Annotated in this window: 15 protein-coding genes; 9 read left to right on the forward strand and 6 right to left on the reverse strand. The window is 72.9% G+C overall.

Annotation, left to right across the window (positions count from 1 at the left end):
- Positions 1–379: 379 nt before the first annotated feature.
- Positions 380–1,153, reverse strand: a complete 774-nt coding sequence (locus tag ACFYZL_RS39600; protein ID WP_384753606.1) for a hypothetical protein — start codon at positions 1,151–1,153, stop codon at positions 380–382.
- Between the two features lie 377 nt (positions 1,154–1,530).
- On the opposite strand from ACFYZL_RS39600, the gene ACFYZL_RS39605 reads away from it, so the two are divergent.
- From ACFYZL_RS39605 to ACFYZL_RS39625, 5 genes are read left to right on the forward strand one after another with little or no spacing between them, the layout of a single operon-like run.
- Positions 1,531–4,551 (forward strand): nitrate- and nitrite sensing domain-containing protein, encoded by a 3,021-nt coding sequence (locus ACFYZL_RS39605; RefSeq protein ID WP_388686019.1) that lies wholly within the window; start codon positions 1,531–1,533, stop codon positions 4,549–4,551.
- Positions 4,548–5,051 (forward strand): roadblock/LC7 domain-containing protein, encoded by a 504-nt coding sequence (locus ACFYZL_RS39610; RefSeq protein ID WP_384753600.1) that lies wholly within the window; start codon positions 4,548–4,550, stop codon positions 5,049–5,051. Before ACFYZL_RS39605 ends, ACFYZL_RS39610 begins: the two co-directional genes overlap by 4 nt.
- On the forward strand, positions 5,048–5,437 hold the full coding sequence (locus ACFYZL_RS39615; RefSeq protein WP_384592907.1) for a DUF742 domain-containing protein: 390 nt from the start codon (positions 5,048–5,050) through the stop codon (positions 5,435–5,437). The genes ACFYZL_RS39610 and ACFYZL_RS39615 overlap by 4 nt, the downstream gene beginning before the upstream one ends.
- Positions 5,418–6,056 carry an ATP/GTP-binding protein gene (locus tag ACFYZL_RS39620; protein WP_384753596.1) on the forward strand — a complete coding sequence of 213 codons (639 nt, stop codon included), beginning with the start codon at positions 5,418–5,420 and terminating at the stop codon, positions 6,054–6,056. The genes ACFYZL_RS39615 and ACFYZL_RS39620 overlap by 20 nt, the downstream gene beginning before the upstream one ends.
- A 12-nt stretch (positions 6,057–6,068) precedes the next feature.
- Positions 6,069–7,370, forward strand: a complete 1,302-nt coding sequence (locus ACFYZL_RS39625) for a styrene monooxygenase/indole monooxygenase family protein (protein WP_388686022.1) — start codon at positions 6,069–6,071, stop codon at positions 7,368–7,370.
- Here the strand turns inward: ACFYZL_RS39625 and ACFYZL_RS39630 are convergent.
- The 4 genes from ACFYZL_RS39630 to ACFYZL_RS39645 all read right to left on the reverse strand — a co-directional run bounded on the left by ACFYZL_RS39630 (position 7,280) and on the right by ACFYZL_RS39645 (position 10,786).
- Positions 7,280–8,527, reverse strand: a complete 1,248-nt coding sequence (locus tag ACFYZL_RS39630) for an NlpC/P60 family protein (RefSeq protein WP_388686025.1) — start codon at positions 8,525–8,527, stop codon at positions 7,280–7,282. The two genes, ACFYZL_RS39625 and ACFYZL_RS39630, sit on opposite strands and share 91 nt — an antisense overlap.
- A 714-nt stretch (positions 8,528–9,241) precedes the next feature.
- Positions 9,242–9,730 carry a pyridoxamine 5'-phosphate oxidase family protein gene (locus ACFYZL_RS39635; RefSeq protein ID WP_384753587.1) on the reverse strand — a complete coding sequence of 163 codons (489 nt, stop codon included), beginning with the start codon at positions 9,728–9,730 and terminating at the stop codon, positions 9,242–9,244.
- 97 nt (positions 9,731–9,827) lie between these two features.
- The gene (locus tag ACFYZL_RS39640) at positions 9,828–10,280 is read right to left on the reverse strand and encodes an iron chaperone (protein ID WP_384753584.1); all 453 of its coding nucleotides are present in this window, start codon (positions 10,278–10,280) and stop codon (positions 9,828–9,830) included.
- 50 nt (positions 10,281–10,330) lie between these two features.
- On the reverse strand, positions 10,331–10,786 hold the full coding sequence (locus ACFYZL_RS39645) for a carboxymuconolactone decarboxylase family protein (RefSeq protein ID WP_384592891.1): 456 nt from the start codon (positions 10,784–10,786) through the stop codon (positions 10,331–10,333).
- Positions 10,787–10,957: 171 nt separating this feature from the next.
- Here ACFYZL_RS39645 and ACFYZL_RS39650 point away from each other — a divergent pair, with 171 nt between their 5' ends.
- Positions 10,958–13,336 carry a tetratricopeptide repeat protein gene (locus ACFYZL_RS39650; protein WP_388686029.1) on the forward strand — a complete coding sequence of 793 codons (2,379 nt, stop codon included), beginning with the start codon at positions 10,958–10,960 and terminating at the stop codon, positions 13,334–13,336.
- Between the two features lie 716 nt (positions 13,337–14,052).
- Here the strand turns inward: ACFYZL_RS39650 and ACFYZL_RS39655 are convergent.
- A complete protein-coding gene (locus ACFYZL_RS39655; RefSeq protein ID WP_388686032.1) occupies positions 14,053–14,544 on the reverse strand; it encodes a DUF6325 family protein in 492 nt (163 codons plus the stop codon).
- Positions 14,545–14,665: 121 nt separating this feature from the next.
- Here ACFYZL_RS39655 and ACFYZL_RS39660 point away from each other — a divergent pair, with 121 nt between their 5' ends.
- From ACFYZL_RS39660 to nadE, 3 genes are all read left to right on the forward strand, one after another.
- On the forward strand, positions 14,666–16,102 hold the full coding sequence (locus ACFYZL_RS39660) for an FtsW/RodA/SpoVE family cell cycle protein (protein WP_384753574.1): 1,437 nt from the start codon (positions 14,666–14,668) through the stop codon (positions 16,100–16,102).
- Positions 16,099–17,556, forward strand: coding sequence for a penicillin-binding transpeptidase domain-containing protein (locus ACFYZL_RS39665; protein ID WP_384753571.1), 1,458 nt, complete (start codon positions 16,099–16,101; stop codon positions 17,554–17,556). Before ACFYZL_RS39660 ends, ACFYZL_RS39665 begins: the two co-directional genes overlap by 4 nt.
- Positions 17,557–17,682: 126 nt before the next feature.
- Positions 17,683–18,513, forward strand: coding sequence for an ammonia-dependent NAD(+) synthetase (gene nadE, locus ACFYZL_RS39670; protein ID WP_384733267.1), 831 nt, complete (start codon positions 17,683–17,685; stop codon positions 18,511–18,513).
- The last annotated feature ends 238 nt before the right edge of the window (positions 18,514–18,751 follow it).

Genomic DNA, 18,751 nt, shown 5'->3' on the forward strand with positions numbered 1-18,751 from the left:
CGGGGTCGGGTGTGCGGTGGGGCGCCCCCGCAGGGCGTCGAACGAAACCCGCTCGTGTTGCCGGTGCCGCATGGGGTTCGACGCCCGAGGAGGTGCCCCGGCGCGCGCCCGGCCCCGACGGCCCACCCTGCGGCCCGCCCCCGGCCAGGTGGGGTGCCGCTGCGCGGAGCCGTCCCCTACCCGCCCTTCCACCGTTCCCCGGGCTCCGCCCGGACCCGGTCCTCAAACGCCGGACGGGCTGAACGACCCCGGGGCTCCGCCCCGAACCCCGCGCCTCAAACGCCGGACGGGCTGAAAGACCCGGGGCTCCGCCCCGGACCCCGCGCCTCAAACGCCGGCGAGGCTGAAATGCCCGCCCCGGGGGAGCGGCCGGGGCGGGCTACAGCTCCGCGTAGACCGCCGAGGCGTCATCGTGCCGCTTGCCGCGAGGCACCCGGCGGGACGGGTCGGATTCGATCGCGCGGACCCGCCCGATCAGGGCCTCCGCGCCCTCCTTCCGCAGTACCGCCAGGCACTCGCCCCAGCCGCCCTCCCCGAACGTGTCCGTCCACCGGCTCGCCCCGTCCGTCAGCGCCGCCACCGCCCGCACCCGGTCGCGCGGCCACCGCCCCGTCACCGCCCGCCGCGCCACCGCGGGATCCGCCGCCGCCGTGAAGAAGCCGCCCTCCGCGTTGCGCAGGGCGTCCGTCGCGGCCGCCGACCGCAGCACCTCCCTCGGCACCCGGTCCAGCCGGTCGTCGCGCACCGCCGTCACCTCGCCGCCGGGCGCCTGGAGGAGCAGTACGGAATCCGAGAGCACGAGGTGCTCCACGTACTCCTCGTCCCAGCGGACCATCACCACCGTCGCCTGGGGCGTGCGGACGTGAGAAAGGTCACACGTCCCCCGATGGGCATCGGCCGTGCCGCGGATCGCCTCCGCCAGGATCCGGTCCAGCGGCATGTCCCGCCGCGATCCGGACAGTTCGGTCAATCGGCCACCGAGTCGGGCCGTGAACCATGGCACCCCGTGCGCGCACCCGACCTCGCCGGCCGGTGGAGTGACCCCGTCCAGAGCGATCAGGACCCCGCCGCCCGAGGCGGGGATCGCCGCCGACACCCAGTCCTCATTGGGGCGTTCCTGGTTGCCGGGGGCGGAGGCGAGGTCGATGCGCATGCGGACATACTGCCCGGCGGACCCCGCCGCACGCGGGAAGGTCCGTACCAAGCCCCGTGCGAAGTTCCGTACCGCGGCGGCAACGGGCGGGCGGCGGCCGGCGCCGGTGTGGGCGGGCATATTGCCAAGCCCCCTTCGATCTTTCAACCGCCCGTCCACGGCGGCGCTGTGGAGTCACCTGTCCGAGTTGGAAGCCAACTCGTCCGTGATGTTCACTCCTTCGAGTGGCCGGGTGGGCGATGTGCGGCTCTCTCCCCAACACGCTGCAAAGGTCTGAAGCGGTACGAGGGGGCAGGGGGCGTTTACTTGTTGACCGGCCGTTACCTCGGCCACACGAGTAGACGAGCTAGAGCACACGTACAGGATTGCGAGCACCGGTGCAGAAGAAGCGGTCTCGGAAGAACGGCACCGCCACCGACGGCCCGGCCCCCGCAGGACGACGCGTCCGCGTACGCCGCAGGCTGGTCGTCGGAGTGGCGGTCACCGGCCTCACCGTCCTCGCGGCGGGCGCACCCGCCGTCGTCTCCGCCACGAGGGAGCTGAACGACTCCCAGCACCTCGTCACCCTCGCGGAGCAGACAGGGCAGGCGCTCACCCTCACCCACCTCCTCGGCGACGAGCGCGACGCCGTCGTCGAGTACGCCGCCAAGGGCCGCCCCGGCAACGCCAAGGGCCCCGTCCAGGAGCGCATCGCCCGTACCGACCGGCAGCTCGCCGAGGTCCAGGCCGACGCCGACGAGGCGACCGCACGCTCCCTCGCCCGGATCCGGGCCGTCCGCACCGAGGCCGTCGACGGCAAGGGCAGCGCCCTCGCCGCCCACCAGGCCTACGCGGGCGTCATCGCCGAACTCCTCGCCCCCGGCGACCGGCTGGCCGAGCTGACCCCGCCGCGCGCCACCGCCGCCCTCGCCACCACGCGCCCCCTGGCCCCGCTCGGCCAGGCCGTGGAACAGGCCTCCGCCACCCGCGGACTGCTGCTCGCCGCACTGGCCGTCCCCCGCGGCGAGCAGCTCCCCAACTCGGCCGTGGTCGACGAACTCACCACCGCCGCGCAGCGGGCCCGCGTACGCGAGCAGGCCGCCCTCGACGACTTCGCGCGGGCCGCGCGTCCCGACGTACGGCAGACCCTCGCCGCCACCGTCACCGGCCCCGAGGTCAAGGCCGCCGACGACTACCTGAAGAAGCTCACGGACCGGCCCACCCTGGCCTCCGCCGACCGCAAGACCGACGCCGGCGCCGTGGGCTCCGCGCTCACCGCCCGCCTCGACCGGATGCGGTCCGTGGAGTCGACCCTGGCCGGCCAGCGGTCCTCCGCGCTCGCCGCCCAGCGCGACGACGACGTGACCCGGCTCGAACTGGTCATCGCGGCGATGGGCGTGCTCTTCCTCTTCGCCGTCGGCTTCGCGACCGCCGTGGCGCGCTCGCTCACCCGGCCGCTGTCCGTCCTGCGCCGCGGCGCGGAGCGGCTGGCGACCCCTGAGGGCTCGGTCGAGCCGGTGCGGTTCACCGGCCGCAACGACGAGTTCGCCGAGGTCGTGCGCCACCTGAACGCGGTCCGCGAGCAGACGGTCTCCCTGCACACCAAGATCGCCGGGCTCGACGCCGACAAGCGCCGCATCAACGGCCGCAACGAGGCGCTGTCCGCCGGTCGCGAGGCGCTGGAGGAGGAGCTCACGCAGCTGCGGGCCGGTCTGGAAGAACACCGCCGCATCATGTCGACGACCTCCGTCTCGCTGTCGCGGCGCACCCTGGGCCTGGTGGAACGCCAGCTCGCCGTCATCGAGGAGCTGGAGTCCAAGGAGCAGGACCCGGACCGGCTCTCGACCCTGTTCAAGCTGGACCACCTGGCGACGGTGATGCGCCGCCACAACGAGAACCTGCTGGTCCTCGCCGGCCAAGAGCACGGCCACGGGCAGGGCCTGCCGGTCCCGCTCGTCGACGTCATGCGGGCCGCCGTCAGCGAGATCGAGCGCTACGAGCGGGTCGACCTCGCGGTACTGCCCGCGTGCACGCAGGTCGCGGGGCACGCGGCCGACGACATCTCGCACGTACTGGCCGAGCTGCTGGAGAACGCCACCACGTTCTCGCCGCCGGACGTGAAGGTGAAGGTCTCCGGGTGGCTGTCGGACTCCGGTGACGTGGTGCTGTCCGTCGTGGACGAGGGCATCGGCATCACCGAGGACCGCCTGGAGTCGCTGAACGCCCGCCTCTCCACCCCCGACGCGTACGACGAGGAGCCCGAGGAGGAACACGGCCTCGGTCTCGGCCTGTACGTGGCCGGCCGGCTCGCCGCCCGCCACGGCGTCACGGCGGAGCTCCGCGCCCCCCGGCACGGCGGCACCGAGGCACTGGTCGTCGTCCCGGTCTCGCTGCTCCCGACCACCCCGCCGGTCTCCCCGGTCCACACCCTGTCCACCCCGGGCGCGTCCGCGCTGCACCTGCCGGGCGTGATAGCGGAGGCGAACGAGAACACCCTCCTGGCCCGCCCCCGGGGCGCGGACGCGGTACCCGTCGACACGGAGCCGAAGGCGGGCTCCGCGTTCGACGGGGATGCCGACGCGGTTGCCGACGCGGACGCCGGTGTCGGCGTGGCCGCCGAGCTGGCCGCCGACCTGGACGCCGCCTTCGGCGCGGGTGCCGGCCTGGCGCCGGAGCCGGAGCCGGAGGCCGAGGCCGGGCCGGACGCCGCCGAGCCGTCGTCGCCGGTCCCGAGCACCGACGCGGACGCCCTCGCGGGCGACCCGGAGCACGCCTTCGCCCCCTCGGCCGATGAGCGCCGGGACACCGCCCTCCGCGTGAGCGCCGACGGCGAGGGACTGCCCCCGGCCGACCAGGTGTTCACCGCCTCCGCGCCGACGGAGCCGGTCGCGGACGGTGCGACCCCGGACCGGGACGGGCTGCCCGCCGCCGACCAGGTGTTCACCGTGCCCGCCGCTGCCGATGCGGCGCAGCAGGCCCCGGAAGAGGCCCCGTCGGCCGACGCCCCCGGGGAGCAACTGCTCGCCCGTGTCGTCCCCGACGCCGACACGGTGGCCGACCGCGTGTCCGACGTACCGCAGACCCCGGCGGAGCCGGACCCGCACAGCCACACCCCCGCCGAGGGGAACTGGCTGCCCCGCCAGGGCAGCCACCCCGACGGGGAGGACGTCACCGACAAGGGCCTGCCCAAGCGGACCCCCCGCTCCGCCACCGCGGCCGCCCGCGCCGAGGCGACACGCCCCGCCCCGCCCCGGCGCGTCGACGCCGACGAACTGCGGCGCCGGCTCGGCGGTTTCTACCAGGGGGCCCAGGACGGGCGCAGGGTCTTCGCCGCGGAGGTGGCAGAGGCCGCCGATGCGCAGGAACAGGGCGAGGGGCACACCGACCAGGGGGACACCGCACAGGAGGCACGCACATGACCGCGCCCAGTACGTACGGACTGAGCACCCAGGCCCGCAACCTGCAATGGCTGCTGACCGACCTGGTGGAGGAGGTGCCCGGCGTCAATTCCGTCGCCGTGGTCTCCTCGGACGGGCTCCTGCTCCTGTCCTCCGACCCCGGTGCGGCCGGAGCACAGTCCGGGAACGCGGGCAACGGCGCGGGCGACGGCCGGAGCAAGGGCCCGCGCGGCGCCTCCGCCGACCTCGCCACCATCGTGTCCGGCCTCGGCAGCCTCACCACGGGCGCCGCGGCCCTCATGGAGTGCGGATCCGTCAAGCAGACCATGGTGGCCATGGAGCACGGCTCCGTGTTCGTCATGGCCATCAGCGACGGCTCGTTGCTGGGCGTGCACGCCACCCCCGACTGCGACATGGGCGTCGTCGCCTACCACATGGCCCTGTTCGTCGGCCGCGCCGGCCACGTCCTGACCCCCGAAGTCCGCAGTGAGCTGCGCCAGTCGATGGAGAAAACCCCGTGAGGAGTCCGGCTTCCGACCGGCTGCCGATACGCGGCGCCGACCGCCGCCCCGCCCGCGTCCGCCCGTACTCCCTCACGGGCGGCCGGACCCGGTTCACGCAGGTCCTGCTCGTCGAGACCTTCGTCGCCGCCCTGGAGACGAAGGCCTCGCAGCCGCAGAAGCCCGACCGCATGCCCGAGATGCGCGCCATCGTCGAGGTGACCCGCCGCATGCGCACGATCGCCGAGATCGCCGCGCTGCTGAAGCTGCCGCTCGGCGTCGTCCGCGTGCTCGTCAGCGACCTCGCCGACCAGGGACGGATCCGTGTCTACGGGACCGGCCACGGCACGGGCCGTCCCGACCGCGCGCTGCTGGAAAGGGTGCTCAGTGGTCTTCGCCGTCTCTGACGAAACGGTTTCCCCGCCGGAGTCGGACGACGAGCCCGTCCAGCCCTGGCAGTACGACCGCTCCCGCGCCCCCGTCGCCGTGAAGGTGCTGGTCGCGGGCGGCTTCGGCGTCGGCAAGACCACGTTCGTCTCCTCCCTCTCCGAGATCACCCCGCTGCGCACCGAGGCGGTGATGACCCAGGCGAGCGCACCGACGGACGACCTGACCGGCACGCCGGACAAGAACACGACGACCGTCGCCATGGACTTCGGCCGTGTCACGCTCGACGACGACCTCGTCCTCTACGTGTACGGAACCCCGGGCCAGGAGCGCTTCTGGTTCATGTGGGACGACCTCGTGCGCGGTGCCGTCGGCGGAATCGTGCTGGCCGACACCCGGCGGCTGCGCGACTGCTTCCCCGCGCTCGACTACTTCGAGACCTGCGGGCTGCCGTACGCCGTCGCCGTGAACCACTTCGAGGGCTCCGACTCCTTCGAGCCCGAGGACGTGCGCGAGGCGCTGACCGTGCCCCCGCACGTACCCGTCGTGATCATGGACGCGAGGAACCGCCAGTCGGTCGTCGAATCCCTTCTGACGCTGGTCGGGCACGCCCTCGACACCACTCCCGATTCCGAATAGAGAACGTGAGAGATGCGCAAGATACTCGTCGTGGGAGCCGGCCAGGCCGGTCTCCAGCTGGCTCTCGGACTCCAGGCGAAGGAGTACGACGTCACCCTCATGTCCAACCGGACGGCGGACGAGATCCGCACCGGGCGGGTCATGTCGACGCAGTGCATGTTCGACACGGCGCTCCAGCACGAGCGTGACCTCGGGATCAACTTCTGGGAGCAGCAGGCACCGAAGATCGAGGGCCTCGGAGTCTCGGTCGCCGGCCCCGACAACGGCCGCGCCGTCGACTGGCTGGGCAGGCTCAAGGGGTACGCGCAGTCCGTCGACCAGCGCGTGAAGATGGCCGGCTGGCTGGACACCTTCACCCAGCGCGGCGGGCAGCTGGTCATCCACGGCGCGTCCGTCGCCGACCTGGACTACTTCTCCCGTGCCTACGACCTGGTGCTGGTCGCCGCCGGCAAGGGCGAGCTGGTGTCGATGTTCGAGCGGAACGCGGTGCGTTCCCCGTACGACGCCCCGCAGCGCGCCCTGGCCGTCTCGTACGTGCACGGGCTCGGCCCGCGCCCGGAGCACCCGGAGACCGAGGCGGTCCGCTGCAACCTGGTGCCGGGCGCCGGCGAGCTGTTCGTCATGCCGACGCTGACGACGTCGGGGCGGGCGGACATCCTGTTCTGGGAGGGCGTACCGGGCGGCCCGCTGGACGTCTTCAACGGCGTGCGGGACCCGCAGGACCACCTGGCGCTCACGCTGGAGCTGATGGAGAAGTTCACGCCCTGGGAGCACGCGCGGGCGACCAAGGTGGAACTGACGGACGCGGGCGCCACCCTGGCCGGCCGTTACGCGCCGGTCGTCCGCAACCCCATCGGGCGGCTGCCGGGCGGCGGGCTGGTGCTGGGTGTGGCGGACGTCGTCGTCGCGAACGACCCGATCACGGGGCAGGGCTCGAACTCCGCCGCCAAGTGCGCCGCCTCGTACCTGTCGTCCATCCTGATGCACGGCGACAAGCCGTTCGACGAGGCGTGGATGAAGGGCACCTTCGACAAGTACTGGTTCACCACCGGCAAGCCGGTGACCCAGTGGACGAACGCCATGCTGGGCGTCCCGCCGGAGCACGTGCTGAACCTGATCGGCGCGGCCGGGCAGCTCCAGCCGGTGGCGAATCGATTCGCCAATGGCTTCGACAACCCGGCCGACTTCGACGCGTACTTCTACGACCCGGAGGACGCGGCGGACTACCTGGCGGAGGCCGCAGCCGCGGTCGCTTCCGATTCTGCTTCGGCCGGTGCGTCGGCTGATTCCGCTGGGGACTCCTCCGAGGAGTAGCCCGTGTCGTCCCCCTCCGCCGTGGTCGGTTCAGGCAGCGGCGGAGGGGTGAACTCCGCCAGCGGGGACCCGTCCGGGTCCGGCCGCACCGCCCCGAGCAGCGGGTTCGCGGCGATCGGGGAGACCTTGACCCGGGTCCCCGGGCGGGGGGCCTGGATCACCTTGCCGCCGCCGATGTACAGGCCCACGTGCGTGGCCTTGGGGAAGTACACCACCAGGTCCCCGGGTCGCAGCCGGTCCAACGGCACCTTCGGCAACTGCGCCCACTGCTCCTGGCTGGTCCGCGGGATGGCGCGCCCGGCGTGCGCCCAGGCCTGCGAGGTCAGCCCCGAGCAGTCGAACGAACCCGGACCCTCCGCTCCCCACACGTACGGCTTTCCGATCTGGGCCGCCGCGTACCTGAGGGCCGCGCCGCCGGCCGCCGTGGGAGTGCCGGTGCGGGTGGGGAGCCGACCGGAGTCCAGCAGCTTCCGCTGGGCCGCGTTGGTGTTCTCGGTCTCCCGCGCGCCGAGCTGGGTGAGTTGCTCCGGGGTGAGGGCGGCCAGCATCCGCTCCACCTCCTTGAGCTGCGCCCCGACCTCCTCCTTCTGGGTCTTCTGCCGCGCCGCCAGGGTCTGCCGGGTCTCCAGGGACTTCCGGGCCCGGGCGGCGAGTGCGTCGGCTTCCGCTTTGTTCCGGGTGAGCTTTTCCAGTACGCCGGCCCGCCGCGCCCCCTCACGGGCGGCGAGCCGCCGCTCGTCGAGGGCGGCCTGCGGGTCCTTGGCGAGCAGCATCCGGGCGTACGGGGAGAGCGCGCTCCGGGTGCCCTGGTACTGCTCCCGGGCCAGCCGCCCGGCGAGGGCCTTCTCGGCGTCGAGGGCACTGCGCGCCTTTCCGAGCTCGGCGCTCCGCAACCGTTCCTCCTCCTGCCCGGCCTTGAGGGCCACTTCGGTCGCGTTGTACGCCTCGGTGGCCTCCTCCGCCTTCTGGTACAGGCCCTGGAGACGGGCGAGCAGCGCGGGGACGGGCTCGGTGGGGGCCGGGGCGGCGGGGGCCGCGGGGGCCGCCGGGGCCGGAGCGGCGGGATTCGCCGGCTCGGCGCCGGCCTGCGGGACGGGGCCCGCGACGAGGAACGCTGCGGCAACGCAGCAGGCAGCGCGAAGCGGCCGCTGTGACATGGGAATCACCTCCGAGGCGCCCGATGCTGCCACGCCCGGTATGACAAATCGCCCAGGCGAGTCGGCGGGGTGAGACGGGGTCACCCGGTTGGGGGGCTTCCCCTTGGGATCGGCTCCGGCGCAGCTTTCAGCCCGTCCGGCGTTTGAGGACCGGGGTCCGGGGCGGAGCCCTGGGGAACGGAGGAAGGGCGGGGCGGGGAGCAGCTCCGCGCAGCGGCACACCCCGCCCGGACGCCGACGCCGGTCCGTACCCCGGTCCGTACCCCGGTCCGTACCCCGGTCCGGTCCGTACCCCGGTCCGGTCGGGGCCCCGACCGGGCGGCGGCCAGAGGGGTTGGGGGGTTCCCGGCTGTCCCATCGTCCTTCCGGTTCGGGCCGGTCCCTCAAGGGCGCTCCTTCGTCGCGTCGCTTCGCGATCGCCTTCGGCGACCCTTGACCGACCGTCCCGCCCCGGAAAGACAAAGGCCAGCCGGAAACCCCCCAAAGGACGGGCCGTCTCAGGGCGTCGAGGACGGGGGCGGTCGGAGACGCCAGAACCCGCTCCCGGGGCAGACCCCCGCCCGGCCCCACCCGACCGCCCTCCGGGGAGGACCGGCGCCGCAGATCGCTACGCGCTCCTCGCCGTCGGCGTCCGCGGCCCGTCCAGGGCTGGTGTGCGGCGCGACGGATCGCTACGCGCTTCTCGCCGTCGGCGTCCGCGGGCCGGCCGGGACGTCAGGGGCGTTCCCGTTCGCGGAGGAGTTCCTCGACCGCGGTGGGGAGGGTGGTCTCGAAGTCGATCAGCTTCGCCCAGGTCGGCGTCACGACGATCCGCACCATCTCGCGGTAGAGCGAGCGGACCTCGGCCTCCCACTCGACCCGTTGCTCAGGGGTCATCGCGTACGCGGAGTTGGCCTGGAGGTACTCGTCCGGGATGCCCTCGACGACGTCGAGCTCGGCACGGCCGCGGATGAGCAGGATCTGCGGTGGGTGGGCCTCGGTGTCGATGGTCAGGGCGACGGCCGGGTTGTGGCGCAGGGAGGCCAGTTTCGGGGCGTTCGTCGGAGTGCACATGACGATCCGCGAGCCGTTCCAGACGAAGGCGATCGGGATGGCCCGGGGTGTGCCGTCCTTGGCCACGTAGGCCAGGCGGGCCACGTCGCGGGCCAGGAGTTCCCGGCTGATCGGGCGGTTCAGGATCTCGGTGATGTCGCTCGGCTGCACGGTCGGATCCTGCCCGATGGGGAGGGGGCCGGCAGGGAGGTCGCGAGGAGGGGGCGGGGCGGTCCCCCGGATGGCGGACCCGGCCCCGGTCCGGGGGTCAGCTCACGGACTGCTTCACCAGGGTGGCGATGGCGGCCTCGGTGGCGACCGTGATCTTCGTCAGGGCGTAGGTGGTCGGCCACATGATGCCCTCGTCGAGGTTCGCCTGGTCGCTGAAGCCGAGGGTCGCGTACCGGGCCTTGAACTTCTCCGCGCTCTGGAAGAAGCAGACGATCTTGCCGTCCTTCGCGTACGACGGCATTCCGTACCAGAGCTTCGGCGCGAGGCCCGGTGCGGCGGCCTTGACGATCGCGTGGACGCGTTCGGCCAGGACGCGGTCGGAGTCCTGCATTTCGGCGATCTTCGCGACCACCGCGGCTTCGTCCTCCGCCGCCTTGTCGGCCTTCGAGGTGCGCCGCGCGGTCGTCTTCAGTTCCTTGGCGCGCTCCTTCATCGCGGACCGCTCCTCGTCGGTGAAGGCGTCGGCCGTGGTGTCGGTGGTCGTGTTCATTTCGGGTTCCTCTCGTGGGGTGGTCTTCGGGTGGTGGAGGGGGGCGTCCGTCAGCCCCAGGCGCCGGCGATCTGACGGGTCGTGGCGTTCAGGCGGTTGAACATGTTCGTGACGCCGATCATCAGGATGATCGCGGCGAGCTGCTTCTCGTCGAAGTACGTGGCGGCGGTGTCCCAGACCTCGTCGTTCACGGCGTCGGGACGGTCGGCCAGCCGGGTCGCCGCCTCGGCGAGCGAGAGGGCCGCACGCTCCTCGTCGCTGAAGTAGGGGGTCTCCCGCCACACGGCGACCGTGGCCAGACGCTCGTCGCTCACACCGGCCTTGCGGGCCGACTTGGCGCCGCCGTCGACGCACGCGCTGCAGCCGTTGATCTGGCTGACCCGCAGGTGCACCAGCTCCAGGATCTGGCCTTCCACCCCACCGGAGTGAACGGCCTTGAAGATGTCCTGGATGGGCTGCATCGCGCCGGAGAGGACCATGGCCGGGTTCTGCATACGAGACTTCATGTCTGTTCTCCTCTGTGGTGTTCCTCGCTTGCGGTGTGACTCCATAACAGCCGTTGCCGGCCGATCGCAGGAGGGCGATGGGACGCCGTGGGACAGGCGGAACAGCCTTGACCAGCGCAGATTCGGGTCGAAATACTGCTGCCCGAGCGGGACAACGAAAGAGGGGGAACGGTGGAACAGGACGAGCTGGCAGGGCGGTTGCGCGCACTTCAGGAGCTGTCCGGATTAGGCGTACGCGCCCTCGCGCGGGACACCGGTCTGAGCTCCTCGTCGCTCTCGCGCTACCTCAGCGGCCAGACCGTGCCGCCCTGGCCCGCGGTGGTGGCCCTGTGCCGCCTGGTCAAGAGGGACCCCCGCCCGCTGCGCCCCCTGTGGGAACGCTCCTCGAACCCGTTGCCTGCGCCCCCGAAGGCCAGCCGCCAGGTGCCGCCTCGGCCCCGCAACGATCTGCCGCGCGACGTACCGGACTTCACCGGGCGCCAGGACCAGCTCGCGGATCTGCTGGCGGCGGTGAGGAGCCATCAGGTGGTCGCGGTCGACGGCATGGCCGGTGTCGGCAAGACCTGCCTGACCGTGCACGCCGCGCACCGGCTCGCCGCCGACTACCCGGACGCCCAGCTCTACGCCGACCTGCACGGATTCACCGAGGGCCGGGAGCCGATGACTCCCGACTCCGTACTGCGCATGCTGCTCGGCGCGCTCGACGTCCCCTCCGAGAGGGTCCCGCAGGAAGGCCTGGAGCAGCTGGCCGCCTGCTGGCGCGCGGAACTGGCCGGCCGCCGGGCCGTCGTGGTCCTCGACAACGCCGCCGACGCCGAGCAGGTACGCCCGCTGCTGCCCGGCGCCGGACCCTCCGTCGTCCTGATCACGAGCCGCAACCGGCTGCTGGGCCTCGACGAGGTCCCCCCGGTCTCCCTCGACGTACTGAGCCCGCAGGAGAGCGCGGAGCTCCTGACCCGGGCCAGCGGCGCCGACGTCCGGCTGTCCAAGGACCCGGATTCGGCCGCCGAGGTGCTCCGCCTGTGCGGCCACCTCCCCCTCGCCCTCCGTCTGGCCGCCGCCCGGCTGCGCCACCGGCCCGGCTGGACCGTGGGCATCCTCGCCGAGCGGCTCTCGCAGGGCACGGGCGAGTTCGACGCGGCGTTCGCCATGTCCGTCAGGCAGCTGGACCGCTCCCAGGCCCGCCTGTTCCGACTGCTGGGCCTGCTGCCCGGCGGAACCTTCGACGAGTACGTCGTGGCGGCCCTCGCGGACCTCCCCCTGGCCGGCGCCCGCGTGATGCTGGAGGACCTCCTCGACGCCCACCTGGTCCAGCAGCCGACCACGGGCCGCTACCGCCTGCACGATCTGGTGCACCAGCACGCCCGCCGCGCCTGCGCGGAAGAGGACTCGCAGGCCGACCGCGAACGCGCCCTCTCCCGCTTCCTCGACTACTACGTCCACGCCGCTGCCGCCGCCGACGCGGCGATGCCGGTCCTCGCACCCGGCCGATCCGCTTCCGCCGGCCGCCCCCCGGCCGAGCTCCCGCGGTTCGCCGACAAGAACCACGCCATCGCCTGGCTCACCGCCGAGTACGAGAACATGATCGCCGCCTTCGAGACGGCGGACGCCGTCGGCGCCGACCTCCACGTGTGCGAGCTGCCCCGCTTCCTCCGCGCGTACTTCGCCCGCCGCTGCGGCACCACGCACCTCAACTACCTCTTCGAACGCTCACTCGCCGCCGCCCAGCGCCTCGGCGACCCCCTTCAGCTCGCCGAAGCCCACAGCGACCTGGGTTTCGCCCGCTACAACGCGGGCCGGATGGCCGAGGCCGCCGCCGCGTACGAGGCGGCCGAACTCCACGGCGACACCCCCGAGCTGGCCCTGCGCCGCGGCTACCTCAGCTGGGACGAGGGCCACGCCGAAGAGCCCCTCGAACTCTTCCGGCTGGCCGCGAAGCTCTACGAGGAATCCGACTGTCCCACCGGCGCGGCCCACGCCGCCGCCTCCGAGGCCTGGTCACTCCTCCAACTGGGCCACCGCGACCAGGCCGCCCAGCGCGCCCGCGAGGTCCTGGACATCCCCCACTCGGACCCCGCATGGCCCCCCACCCTGACGGCCCGCATCACCCTGGGCGTGGCCATCGCGACCGAAGCCCCCGACGAGTCCATGGAACACCTGAACCGCGCCCTCGCACTGGCCCGCGAGGACGGCCACATGAACAACGAGGCCTGGTGCCTCAACTGCCAGGGCGTCGCCCTGCGCGAGATGGGCCGGTACGAAGAGGCACTCGCAAGCCACCGCGAGGCCTTCGCCCTCCTCGACGCGCTCTTCGAGGACCACTGGAAGATCCGCTTCCTGAACGCCTACGCCGAGACCTGCCGCTTGGCCGGCCTCCCCGACGAGGCCCTCCACCTCCACCGCCAGGCCCTGGAACTGGCCCCCACCCTGGGATACCGCCACGAGGAGGCACTGGCCCACGAGGGCATCGCAACCCTCCTCCAAACCACCGACCCGACCACCGCCGCCGAGCACCGCACGGCAGCCCAATCCATGCTCGTCCGCCTCTGACCACCCCAAACGACGGCCGGACGCCGTCAGGGCGAAGCACGTAACGATCCACCGCGAGACCAGCCCCCAACGACAGCCGGACGCCGTCAGGGCGAAGCGCGTAGCGATCTGTTGCGTCAGACCAGCCCCGAACGAGTCGCAGACGCCGTCGCGGAGGAGCGCGTAGCGATCCTGGGCGCCCTCTCCCTGGAGCCGGGTCTGGCATTCCGGTCAGCCCGTGCCTGGATCCTCAGACCGACCCGCCCCGGAAGGACGATGGGGCATCCGGGAAACCCCCAAGACCTCTCCGACCCCGGCCGGCCGTCACTCCCGCAACAAGCGCCCCTTGGCCGTCGCGAATTCCTGCGGGGTCAGCAACCCCTCCCTGGCCAGAGCGGCCAACTGCGTCAGCTCCGCAACGAACGACCCCACCGGGCCGCCTCCGGGATGGCCACCTCCGGGATGGCCGCCTCCGGCGTCACCGCCGGACTCCGACTCAACGGCTGCCCCCTCCAAGCCCGCCTCCAAGCCCGCCTCCAAGCCCCCCTCCACGCTCTCCTCCACCCCCACGGGCTCGGGTTCGATCGGCCCGGTAGTCCTCCACCGCACCCCCTGACGCGGCCCGTCCACATCCACGGACCCCGTCCCGGTGGCCTGCGCCAGCAGCCCCCGGAGCAGCGGATGCCCCGAGGGCCGGTCCGCCGATCGCACCGTCACTCCCACCGGCCGGATGAACATCAGGAAACCTCCCCTTGAGGACCGGCCGGGTCACCGATGCCACCCGCACCACCCACCCCACCCGCACCACCCACCCCACTCGCCGCACCCATACCACCCGCCACCCCACCCGCCACCCGATCCGCCGGAATCCGTACCGAGCCCGCGATCCGCCCGCCCGCCGCCCGTACCGCGATCGCGGCGTCCTCGGCCCACACGTGCTCGACCAGCAGCAACAACGCACAGCTCCCGCGTTCGAGCAGCTCCGCCGCCTCCCGTACGTCCTCCGGGCCGATCAGCCGCGCCGCCTCCCGCCCCGTCAGCAGTCCCCGCAGCTCAACGAACTCGTCGAACTCCGCCGCGAGCACTTCCCCCGCAGCCGTCCGGGTGGCCACCAGGCCGTCGATCAGCCGGACCACGCCCGTCTTGCGCAACCCCATGACGGCCTCGACGGCAGGCACCCGCAGCTGTTCCTCCGGGAACGCGAGAACGATGAATTCCACAGGCCCCATCAGCTACCCCGTCTCCCGCTCCCACCGACCACCGACCACAGACCTGACCGTTTCTGACGACTCTTCGGCACACTATGACATAAGCGGACATAGCATCCATCTGCTTGCTACGTTTCGCTGTATGACCGCTCTGACGGCACAGGTGGCGGAGCCCGCCCCGCCCCCGCCCCCCGACGCCCACGCCCCCAAGCGTCGGGGCGTCGAGCTGGCGCTCCTCGCCGGAGCCGTCCTGATCTCCGTGCTCGGCCACCTCTACGTCGGTCTCGCGACCACCGGCCGCATCCCCGGCCCCGCAGCCCGCTACGCCGGCGGCCTCGCCGCTGCCGCGCTCATCGCGCACCTCGCCGTCCGCCTGCGGGCCCCGTACGCCGATCCCCTCGTGCTCCCCATCGCCGTACTCCTCAACGGCCTCGGCCTCGTCCTCATCCAGCGACTCGACGCGACCACCCCCGGCCACCTCACCGCCGGAGACCAACTCCGCTGGTCCGCGCTCGGGGTGGCGCTCTTCGTTCTCGTCGTGTCGCTGCTCCGCGACCACCGCGTGCTCCAGCGCTACGCGTACCTCTCGGTCGTGGCGGCCCTCGTCCTCATGCTCGTCCCGGTCTTCTTCCCGGCCGTCAACGGCGCCCACATCTGGATCCGCTTCGCCGGGCTCTCCTTCCAGCCGGGAGAGTTCGCCAAGATCCTGCTCGCCGTGTTCTTCGCCGCCTACCTCGCCGCGAACCGCACCGCCCTAGCCCTCACCGGCCGCCGGCTCTTCTGGAAGCTGCGCCTGCTCCCCGGCCGCGTCCTCGGTCCGATCCTCGCGATCTGGCTGCTCAGCGTCGCCGTGCTCGTCCTGGAGCGCGACCTCGGCACCTCGCTCCTCTTCTTCGGCCTCTTCGTGATCATGCTGTTCACCGCCACCGGCCGGATCGGCTGGATCGCGATCGGCCTGCTCCTCGCCGGCCTCGGCGCGTACGCCGTCGGGACCCTGGAGCCGCACGTGCACGGTCGCGTCGACGACTGGCTGAATCCTTTCGCCTCCATCGACCGAGGTGAGGGCCCCGGCCAGCTCGCCCAGTCCCTCTTCGCCTTCGGCGCCGGGGGCCTCCTGGGGGCAGGTCTCGGCCACGGGCAGTCCTTCCTCATCGGCTTCGCCGCCAAATCGGACTTCGTCCTCGCCACCGCCGGCGAGGAACTCGGCCTCGTCGGCCTCGCCGCGATCCTGCTCCTCTACGGACTCCTCGTCGCCCGCGGCTTCCGCGCCGGGCTCGCGCTGCGCGACTCCTTCGGCCGGTTGCTCGCCACCGGGCTCTCCTCGATCGTGGCGCTCCAGGTGTTCGTCATCGCGGGCGGCGTCACCGGGCTGATCCCGCTGACCGGCATGGCCATGCCCTTCCTGGCCCAAGGCGGCTCGTCGGTGGTCACCAACTGGATCATCGTGGCCCTCCTGATCCGCCTGAGCGACAGCGCGCGCCGCCCCCGCCCAACGGCAGCCACACTCCCCACGGAATCCGCACCCGCACCCGCACCCGCACCCGCACCCACCCCCGAACCCCAGGAGCCCACAGCGTGATCCGCTACATCCGCTGGTGCGCCTACTTCTGCGCGGCTCTCCTGGTCGCCCTGCTGGTCAACGTAGCCCGCGTCCAGGTCTGGGAATCCGCCGCCTACGGCGCGAACCCGGCCAACAAGCGCCCCGTCATCGAGCGCTACGCCGAGCCCCGCGGCGACATCCTGGTCGACGGCCGCCCGGTCACCGGCTCCCGCGACAGCGGCCAGCTCCTGCGCTACGAGCGCACGTACCAGAACGGCCCGCTCTACGCCCCCGTCACCGGATTCTCCTCCCAGACGTACGGGACCAGCTTCGTGGAGCGCGCCGAGGACCGCATCCTCTCGGGCACCGACCCCGGCCTGTCCGCCTTCCCCCTCTGGTACGAGCTCTCGCGTGGTCGCCCCGCCGGCGGGAACGCGGTCACCACCGTCCGCGCCGCCGTGCAGCAAGCCGCGTACAAGGGGCTCGCGGGCAAGCGCGGCGCGGTCGCGGCGGTCGAGCCGGCCACCGGGAAGATCCTCGCGCTGGTCAGCAGTCCCTCGTACGACCCCGCCCTGCTCTCCGGTACGGGTACGCGGGTGAAGGCGGCCTGGGCGCGGCTCAATGCCGACCCGGCCAAGCCGATGCTCAACCGGGCACTGCGCGAGACGTACCCTCCCGGCTCCACCTTCAAGATCGTGACGGCGGCCGCCGCCCTCGACGCGGGTGTGGTCACCGATGTGGACGCCCCGACGGAGACCCCCGACCCGTACCCGCTGCCCGGCACGAGCACCCTCCTGCCGAACGCGGGCACGGGCTGCGAGGACGCCTCGATGGCCGACGCCGTGCAGTGGTCCTGCAACACGGTGATGGCGAAGATCGGCGTACAGGTCGGTCTGCGCGGGATGGTGGAGGCGGCCGGGCGGTTCGGCTTCAACGACGACGGGCTGCGCGTGCCGTCCTGGGTCTCGCGCTCGAACTTCGACACCGACATGAGCCAGGACCAGCTGGCCCTCTCCGCCATCGGGCAGTTCAACACCAAGGCCACGCCGCTGCAGATGGCGATGGTGGCGGCGGCGGTCGCGAACGGCGGCGAGCTGTACGCGCCCTACCTGGTGGAACGCACCACCCAGGACGACGGGGACCAGGTCCGCCGCGGGAGCCTGCGCAGCATGGGCCGGGCCATGAACCCGTCCACGGCGCTGCGGCTGCAGCAGCTGATGGTCAAGGTGGTGGAGAACGGAACGGGCCGCAACGCGGCCATCCCGGGCGCGGTCGTCGGCGGCAAGACCGGCACGGCGCAGCACGGCGTCGGCAATGCGGGAACCCCGTACGCGTGGTTCATCTCCTGGGCCAAGGCGGAGGGCGCGCCGCTGCCGGCGGTCGCGGTGGCGGTGGTGGTCGAGGACGCGTCGGCGGACCGCGGCGAGGTCTCGGGCAACCTGGCGGCCGCCCCGATCGCCCGGTCGGTGATGGAGGCGGCCCTCAAGCACTGAGCCGCCGCCCGGCCGCCCCACACAGCGGTGGCCGCCGGGACTGCTCTGCGGGGGTGTCGACTAGGGTTTCGGAGGCAGAAACAGCCCGACCCCGCGCCAACCCACGCACGACCCCGAGGAGCAGCCGTGAGCGAGCCCGCGTCCACCGCCCTGCAGCAGGAGATCGCCCGCGACCTCCTGGTGAGCGAGACCTTCGACGCGGAGCGCGAGATCGAGCGCCGGGTGGCCTTCCTCACCGAGCGGCTGACCTCGACCGGGCTGCGCTCCCTGGTCCTCGGCATCAGCGGCGGCGTCGACTCCACCACCGCCGGGCGCCTGTGCCAGCTCGCCGTGGAGCGGGCCCGTGCCGCCGGGCACGAGGCCGTCTTCTACGCCATGCGCCTGCCCTACGGGGTCCAGGCCGACGAGAAGGACGCCCAGCTCGCCCTCTCCTTCATCCGCGCCGACCAGGTCCTGACCGTCGACGTGAAGCCGGCCAGCGACGCCGCCCTCGCGGCCTCGCTCGCCGCCGGGGTCTCCTTCCGCGACGCCCACCACCAGGACTTCGTCCAGGGCAACATCAAGGCGCGCCAGCGCATGATCGCGCAGTACGCGGTCGCCGGCGCGCACGACGGCCTGGTCGTCGGCACCGACCACGCCGCCGAGGCGGTCTCCGGCTTCTTCACCAAGTTCGGCGACGGCGCGGCCGACCTCGTCCCGCTGACCGGCCTGACCAAGCGCCGGGTGCGCGCCGTCGCGGACGCCCTGGGCGCCCCGGCCGAGCTGGTGTGGAAGGTCCCGACCGCCGACCTGGAGACCCTCGACCCGGGCAAGGCCGACGAGGACGCGCTGGGCGTCACGTACGACGACATCGACGACTTCCTGGAGGGCAAGCCGGTGGACGAGCGCGCCTTCGAGATCATCGCCCGCCGCTACCGCCTCACGGAACACAAGCGCCAGCTCCCGCTCGCCCCGTAACCCCTGCGGCGAGCACCCTCCCACCGAGCCGCGCCGCGAATCGAGGCACGGGGCCATCCAGCCTCGCCAACGCTGCAGGCGCGGGGGACCTTTCCGGCCTCGCCGGCGGTTGAGGCGCGGGCCACCATCCGGCCTCGCCGGTGTTCGAGGCGCGGGGCCACCCTCCAGCCTCGCCGGCGTTTGAGGCGCGGGGTCTGGGGCGGAGCCCCAGGACGGGTCCGGGCGGAGCCCGGGGAAC

The organism is Streptomyces sp. NPDC001717, from assembly GCF_042892775.1.
Taxonomy (GTDB): domain Bacteria; phylum Actinomycetota; class Actinomycetes; order Streptomycetales; family Streptomycetaceae; genus Streptomyces.

Coding starts and splice junctions, on each gene's coding strand:
- ACFYZL_RS39600 (WP_384753606.1), bottom strand. CDS start 1,153: ATGCGCATCGACCTCGCCTCCGCCCCCGGCAACCAGGAACGCCCCAAT.
- ACFYZL_RS39610 (WP_384753600.1), top strand. CDS start 4,548: ATGACCGCGCCCAGTACGTACGGACTGAGCACCCAGGCCCGCAACCTG.
- ACFYZL_RS39625 (WP_388686022.1), top strand. CDS start 6,069: ATGCGCAAGATACTCGTCGTGGGAGCCGGCCAGGCCGGTCTCCAGCTG.
- ACFYZL_RS39630 (WP_388686025.1), bottom strand. CDS start 8,527: ATGTCACAGCGGCCGCTTCGCGCTGCCTGCTGCGTTGCCGCAGCGTTC.
- ACFYZL_RS39640 (WP_384753584.1), bottom strand. CDS start 10,280: ATGAACACGACCACCGACACCACGGCCGACGCCTTCACCGACGAGGAG.
- ACFYZL_RS39645 (WP_384592891.1), bottom strand. CDS start 10,786: ATGAAGTCTCGTATGCAGAACCCGGCCATGGTCCTCTCCGGCGCGATG.
- ACFYZL_RS39655 (WP_388686032.1), bottom strand. CDS start 14,544: ATGGGGCCTGTGGAATTCATCGTTCTCGCGTTCCCGGAGGAACAGCTG.
- ACFYZL_RS39660 (WP_384753574.1), top strand. CDS start 14,666: ATGACCGCTCTGACGGCACAGGTGGCGGAGCCCGCCCCGCCCCCGCCC.